Below are 5,483 nucleotides of genomic sequence, written 5' to 3'. Positions count from 1 at the left end.
AGCCGATCGGCTCAGGCTTACGGGACGCCTGAGCCGACGCGCAGGGAATCAACCCGGCGAGAAACACCAGAGCGGCGGACATGCCGCTTACAATTCGCAGGGTCGTCTGCCGCATGGAGGATTAAGGGGTAACAATCACTTTGCCGACCATGCCGTCCACATCATGAAGAGCGCAATGATACTGGTACGTCCCCGGTTTGTTAAATGTGATGGTGATGCGGGTTTGGCCCGGAGGCAACTGGATATCACCCGTTGGCGGCGTGCCCAGTCCGGGCGCCGGGCGATCCGGAGCCTGGGTCTGCAGGAATCCGGAATTTAGAAAATCACCGGTCGATGTGATCACTCCAGTGAGCGTCCCATCACCTAACGGGCTACCCAGATCGACAGGTACTGTAGGGTTGAAACCGTTGGGCTCCGCTCCAAACGTGACGGTGTGAGGCTCGGTCGGATCCAGGTTGGTCCAGGTCACAGACTCACCCTTGTGGATGGTGATGGTTGGCTGCAGGAAGCGCACCACCGCACGGTATTGCGTGCCTCCGCCGGTTCCGACAATCTCACCGATACCCGCGGCCACCTGATTCCCGGGTACATCCTTAAGCTCGTGCTGATCGTCCTGGTCCTTAAGCAGATCATTGGACTGGTCACGCGCCTGGTCATCGTAGAACTTCTGGGTTTGGAGCAAAGCCGCGTTCTGATTGTTGTTCGCCAGAACGTGAACCGTTCCATTCATGTCCGTGTGCACCAGACAGACGAGTTTGAAATTGCCCGGATTGGGGAACGTCACGGTGAAAGTCGTCCCACCGCTAACCGGATTGGTGGAGACGCAGTTCGAGCCCGTATAACTCTGGGGAGTCGTATACGGTCCGCAGGCGAGAGGCAGTCCGACTACCGGTGTGCCTGCCGGAGGGCCAACCGGAGGCGTCGCCAGGGGGCGCACTTGATTGGGCATCAGGAACGTGACCGTGTGGATCTCATTCTTCGGCGCAAACGTCCATTGAATGCTGTCGCCGGCGAAAATCCACAACTCATTCGGAAAAAAACCGTCCGCTTGCACGCCCTGGTCTTTAGTCTCCGCTCCGACGTTTGCGTACCAGGTCTTCTGCGCGTCCAGGGCGGGAGCGGCAACAAGAAGAACAGCGGCTAGAACCGGCACAAAGAAACGGAGACTCTTCATATGGACTCCTTCGTAGTGGCCCTCTTCAGTTTGCATTCCAGGGCGCGTTTTGAGCAGGGAAAGCGGAATGAGGATTCTAGAGATACCTAACTCGAATGTCAAATCTCTTTGTCGCGTATTGCACCATTGCAGCATGCGAAGTTGCTGCATTTTAAATTTAGAAATACAGAACCTCCGAATGATGCAATGGTGCAATAGACCCCTTATCTCAGAACGAGCTGCACTGCCCTTGTTTCATCCTGGCCGTATTACTTCCTCCGCTGATGGCCTGATTCTGCTGACACTGCAGGTTTCCGTTTACGGCGTTTCCGAACACATCGACGGAAACGGAGTTGTTATTGACCTGCAAATTCCCTCCGATGATATTGCCGGCGCATCCGGACGGGGAACCGATGGACACGGGCAGGTTGTTGTTTTGGAACTGCAGGTTGCCGGCGATGCTGGCGCCGCACACCGAGCCAGGCTCATCGGAAGCCGGCAGATTCTGGACCTGGAGATTTCCCCGGATTGCCATTCCCGGTCCTATCGTGAAGGCGCCGCCTCCATTCAGCTGCAGGTTTCCGCCGATGCTGCTGTTTGACCCCAGAAGAGTCCCGCTGGAAACCTGGACATTGCCGCCCACCTGAGCGTCATTGCCGAGAATCAACGTTCCGCCGTCCACTTTTACATTGCCGGTGATTGTCCCGTGACTCAGGTTTACAACCTGTCCTTCGCCGATCGTCATATTACCCTGGACATTGGCGGATGCCGTCTTGACGGTTCCAGGCGTGAAACTGACTCCGCGCAACACTTCACCGAATGCCGCGCTCCGCAAGGTCTTGAATGTTTCGCCGGCTGCGGTGCCGGGATTGGTGTTGCCGAGGTTGTCCGTGATCATTACGAGCCGGTTTGGATCCGCGCCCGTATCTCCGTTCGTGCTGACCGTTGAAGTGACCGCCCAGATGCTCACTGTGCCATCGGAATTGACCTGGCCTGTAATGTTGCGCAGACCATCTGTAGCGGGGTTGAGCGCTGCGGGGTAGACTTCGCCGTTCGGCCCGTTCGGGACGCTGTACGGAACGCCAAGGTTCAAGCCGCCCTGAAGCGTGTAAACCTTCTGCCAGCTGTTCGTCATCGAATTGAAAACCCATTTTTGCAAGCCGGCAGTTGCAAGAGTCGCCGCATCTGCCACGTTTCCGTTGACTGCAGGGGAAACCAGCGTGCCGTCGCCCTCGTCAGCAACGTAGAGTGTCTTGGCGTTGGCGAACCAGATCCCAAAGGGAAAAGAGACCGCGGCAGGGTTGCCGTTTTGGTCCACGCCGCTCGCGAGCCCCGTGGGCAATCCAGGCAGGATGGTGAACGGCACGCCGAGATTGCCGCCGGCGACAGCGGTGGCTGCGGGCAGCGTACCGGGTCCGTCGTCACTTCAGTGATCTGGTCCGTAACGCTGTTGGGGATGGGAGTCTGCCCCATGGGATAGGCTTTCAAGATGGACGCAAGGGCCGGAGATGTTGCGAGAACCTGAGCGCGGAACGCCGCGTTCGGCACGAAGTTCGTCAGTGTTTCTCCCAGGCTTTGCCGGAGACCTTCGTAGTTCAGGTAAAAGAACGCCTTATTCTTGACGACTGGCCCGCCAAGGCTGGCGCCGAACTGATTCAGCGTGAACGAAGGCAGTGTCGCGCCGTCGAACGGCGACCGGGAATCGAGCGCGTCGTTACGGAGGGCATAGAAACCGTCTCCGTGAAACTGGTTCGTCCCGGCTTTTGAAACGACGTTGATTTGTGCGCCGCCCGCGGCGCCGCTTTCTGCAGTGTAGTTCGACGTGCTGACGCGGAACTCCTGGATCGCATCGAGCGCGATATTGAGACGCGTGTCGGCCTTCTGCGTTTGTTCCTGTACTCCGCTGGTGTCGACGCCGTCAAAAGTGAAGTTGCTGTCGTCCAGCGAATGGCCCGAGAAACGGATCGATCGCTGCGCGCCGTCACCGTAATTGATGGCGCCGGGCGCGCGCAGCATCAGGCTGGCCCAGTTGCGGCCGCTGACCGGGATCTCCTTGATCTGTGCAGATTCGATGACTCCCGATACTTCGGCATTCGTCCGGTTGACGCTCTCCGCCGTCGCGGTTACCGAGACGCCTTCTTGCAAGGCGCCTACTTCCAACTTCACGTCGAACGTTCTGGTCTGCCCGTACTCCAGTTCAACATTATTAATAGCGGTGGGTTTGAAACCCTCTTTCGTGAATTTGATCGTGTAACTTCCGACAGGCAGCGGCGTCAACTCGTAGAGTCAGGCCGGGCTCGTCACCGCCGTGAGATGAAGGCCGGTTTCCGGCGAATCCAATTCGACTATGGCATTCGGGATAACGGCGCCTGAGGCATCCCTCACCATGCCATCAATGGCTGCGCGATCCTGAGCAAACAAGGAAACACTGAAAACACAGGTGCAGAACAAAAACGTCGCCAATACTCGCAGCATGTGGATCCCCCTTTTCGTGATGCGTTAAACATCGATAGAAGGAGTGATGGTTCGCTGCTGTTACACAAATATGAAGGTATGGTGAATGATGTAGCGTCCGATAAACCCGATGCGTGGCAAATCAACCGGAATTGACAGTCGTTTATCCCGCACTCGCCCGAGATAAACGATTATTAATCTCGATTTAACCTAACGGCGGTCGTCCTCCGTTAAGATTCCCCGCATATTGGGCACGCCCAAACATTTAAGGTTGAGAAGTTCGACATCAAAGGCGATGGAAACACGGACTACGTCGCCGTTGAACCGGCGACGGGGCATGTGTTTGTTTCGCGCGCCACACATATGATGGTGGTCGACGGCCCGACGGGTAAAGTCGTTGGCGACATCCCGGATACGCCTGGAGTGCATGGCGCCGGAATCGCCACTAAAGCCGGCCATGGTTTCACGACCAACGGCGGCAACGACACGGTGACGATGTTCGATCTCAAGACACTGGCTGTGATCAAACAGATCAAGGTCGGCCCCCGGTCTCGACGGCATCATGTTCGATGAACCGGACAATAAAGTGATCCTCACGCGTCACAGCCTCCCGATCGGCACTCTGACCGCTCTCGATCCAAAGACCGGCGATATGGTTGCCACCGTGGAGCTCGAAGATAACTCGCCCGAAGGCGCCGCCGCCGACGGCAAAGGGCATATCTTCGTCAACAATGAAGGCAAGAATACGATTCAGGTGATCGACGTCAAGACATGGAAGGCAACCGCGTCGTGGCCGCTCGATCCGTGCAAAGGACCGACCGGCATCGCTTATGACAAAAGCAGCAACCGCATTTTCGCGGGCTGCAATGGGACATCTGTCGTGGTCGACGCAAGCACGGGGAAAGTTGTCGCAACGATCAAAAACGGCACCCGCGTCGACGCTTTGGGATGGGATCCCTCAAAGAAACTGATCTACATTCCGAATGGGGGCGAAGGCAACGTCACGGTTGTCCACCAGGATTCGGCGGACAAATACACGGTCGTCGACACGGTTGCGACATTCGCGGGCGCGAAGACGATTGCGGTCGATTCGAAGTCCCACAACGTGTATCTGTTTCAACCCGAACGCGGAAGCGCTCCGGCGCCCCCGGCCGGTACACCGCCGGCTGACGGACGTGGGCGAGGACGCGGTCCGCAAGGCCCGATCGTTGCCAGTTGGCTTATCGTCCTCAAGCAATAATCTCTGAAGATCGACAGCTCGTTCGACTGCTGGTTTGTCATAAAGATGTCATGGAAGCACGGTAGCGTGCTTCCATGAGAAAAGCGGTCTTCGTCTTCCTTTTTCTTGTACTTGCCTCCGTCCTTACGTTGGGCCAGTTGGGGCTACCTGCCCAGATTCAATTCATCTTCACGGCCGATTCTCACTACGGATTGACGCGGCCGGCTTTTCGCGGCGCGACCAATGTGGATGCGCATGTTGTGAATGCCGCAATGATTGCAAAAATGAACAGTCTTCCAGGTGACACTCTCCCCGCAGACGGTGGACTGCGATCGGGTCAGCGCGTCGGCCCAATCGACTTTCTCGTGGACGGCGGCGATATCGCCAATCGCGAAGAGGCGGGTGAAAGGCCTATCCAAAGCGCGGCCGCATCGTGGGCTCAGTTCCGATCGGACTATCTCTCTGATCTGACGCTGTTCGATTGGATGCACAGAAAAAGCGCAGTTTACGTTGTTCCAGGAAACCATGACGCGTCCAATGCCGTCGGATATCACAAGCCCATGATGCCGCGGATCGACAAAACATCCATGGCTGAAATCTTCAATCTAATGATGAAGCCGTCGCCGCCGAAGACTGAAGATTCCTATAACTACGTTC

Annotated in this window: 7 protein-coding genes; 3 read left to right on the top strand and 4 right to left on the bottom strand. The window is 57.0% G+C overall.

The features are described 5' to 3' along the window. Positions 1-121: 121 nt before the first annotated feature. From VGK48_07070 to VGK48_07055, 4 genes are all read right to left on the bottom strand, one after another. The gene (locus VGK48_07070; protein ID HEY2380930.1) at positions 122-1,174 is read right to left on the bottom strand and encodes a plastocyanin/azurin family copper-binding protein; all 1,053 of its coding nucleotides are present in this window, start codon (positions 1,172-1,174) and stop codon (positions 122-124) included. Positions 1,175-1,382: 208 nt separating this feature from the next. Beyond that, the gene (locus VGK48_07065) at positions 1,383-2,288 is read right to left on the bottom strand and encodes a hypothetical protein (GenBank protein HEY2380929.1); all 906 of its coding nucleotides are present in this window, start codon (positions 2,286-2,288) and stop codon (positions 1,383-1,385) included. Continuing rightward, positions 2,285-3,430: a carboxypeptidase-like regulatory domain-containing protein gene (locus VGK48_07060; protein ID HEY2380928.1), complete on the bottom strand. Its 1,146-nt coding sequence runs from the start codon at positions 3,428-3,430 to the stop codon at positions 2,285-2,287. Before VGK48_07060 ends, VGK48_07065 begins: the two co-directional genes overlap by 4 nt. 9 nt (positions 3,431-3,439) lie before the next feature. After that, entirely contained in the window at positions 3,440-3,628 is a 189-nt protein-coding gene (locus tag VGK48_07055; protein ID HEY2380927.1) for a carboxypeptidase-like regulatory domain-containing protein, read from the bottom strand. Between the two features lie 342 nt (positions 3,629-3,970). On the opposite strand from VGK48_07055, the gene VGK48_07050 reads away from it, so the two are divergent. The 3 genes from VGK48_07050 to VGK48_07040 all read left to right on the top strand — a co-directional run. Beyond that, positions 3,971-4,180, top strand: a complete 210-nt coding sequence (locus VGK48_07050; GenBank protein HEY2380926.1) for a hypothetical protein — start codon at positions 3,971-3,973, stop codon at positions 4,178-4,180. Then, the gene (locus VGK48_07045) at positions 4,170-4,847 is read left to right on the top strand and encodes a hypothetical protein (GenBank protein HEY2380925.1); all 678 of its coding nucleotides are present in this window, start codon (positions 4,170-4,172) and stop codon (positions 4,845-4,847) included. Before VGK48_07050 ends, VGK48_07045 begins: the two co-directional genes overlap by 11 nt. 74 nt (positions 4,848-4,921) lie before the next feature. Beyond that, the coding region (locus VGK48_07040) for a metallophosphoesterase (GenBank protein ID HEY2380924.1) at positions 4,922-5,483 on the top strand (562 nt) is incomplete at its 3' end.

This window comes from Terriglobia bacterium (genome assembly GCA_036496425.1).
GTDB lineage: Bacteria > Acidobacteriota > Terriglobia > 20CM-2-55-15 > 20CM-2-55-15 > 20CM-2-55-15.
The sequence above is the reverse complement of the archived record's forward strand: the minus strand, read 5'-3'. Positions and strand labels throughout refer to the sequence as shown.